Origin of the sequence: Streptomyces sp. NPDC050619 (assembly GCF_040654815.1) — a bacterium.
GTDB lineage: Bacteria > Actinomycetota > Actinomycetes > Streptomycetales > Streptomycetaceae > Streptomyces.
On sequence record NZ_JBFAIR010000193.1, the window covers coordinates 1 to 1029 of the forward strand.

At 67.9% G+C, this 1029-nt stretch carries 1 protein-coding gene; it reads right to left on the minus strand.

Going from position 1 to position 1029, the window contains the following annotated elements:
• On the minus strand, window positions 1-1029 hold a 1029-nt coding region (locus AB0I77_RS53970; RefSeq protein ID WP_363290397.1), incomplete at both ends, for a TonB-dependent receptor plug domain-containing protein.

Sequence of the window (1029 nt, forward strand, 5' to 3'; positions counted from 1 at the left end):
GTCAGCTCGGACTTGGTCTGACGCGGAACTTCCCAGCCGCGGCGGTAGAAGTCGGCGTCTTCGCCCAGCGGGTTGAACGCGCTGTCGGCCTTCAGGCGCAGGTCGCCCGCATAGCGGTCGCTGAAGCCGGTGGAACGGAACGGATAGCCCGCGATCTGCTGGGTGGCTTCGCGATCCGTGTACAGGATGTCGGCCTTGGCGCGCAGATTGTCGGTGATGTCGAACTCGGCATTGGCGAACACCGAACGACGCTCCAGGCCGGTCGACAGATACATCTGCTCGTTGGCGTTGGCCTGGTCGGTCAGACCATTGGTCGGGTGGAAGTTCGACAGCTTGGAGGTGTCGGTGGTGCCGCGGTTCGCGGTCCAGGCGTTGCCGTCGGCGTCGAACAGCGTGCCCCACTGGTTGATGCCGCTCCAGCCGTTGCTGCGCACCGAGCCGTCGGGACCGCCGAGGTCCGGGGTCGGATGGGCGCGGCCGTTCGGGTAACGGGTGAAGTCGCGGTCGCGCGCGAACACCGGATCTTCCTTGCTGTACTCGGCGCCCAAGGTCACCGAACCGCGCTCACCGGTCTGGCCGATGACGAAGTTGTAGACCTCCTTGTTGCCGTCGCCCTGGCCGTACTGGCCGATGTAGGCGCTGCCTTCCAGGCCGTCGAAGCGCTTGCGGGTGATGATGTTCACCACGCCGGCGATGGCGTCGGAGCCGTACAGCGCGGAGGCGCCGTCGCGCAGGATCTCGACGCTGTCGATCGCCATCAGCGGGATGGTGTTGAGGTCGGTGCCGGTGTTGCCGCGGTTGCGCGCGCCGAACAGGTTCAGCAGCGCGGTGGTGTGGTGGCGCTTGCCGTTGACCAGCACCAGCACCTGGTCCGGGGCCAGGCCGCGCAGCTGCGCCGGGCGCACCGCGTCGGTGGCGTCGGTGATCGCCGGGCGCGGGAAATTCAACGAGGGCAGGGCGCGAGCCAGCGCGGTGGCCAGTTCGACCGTGCCGGTGGCCTCCAGGGTCTGCGGGGTGATGATGTCGATC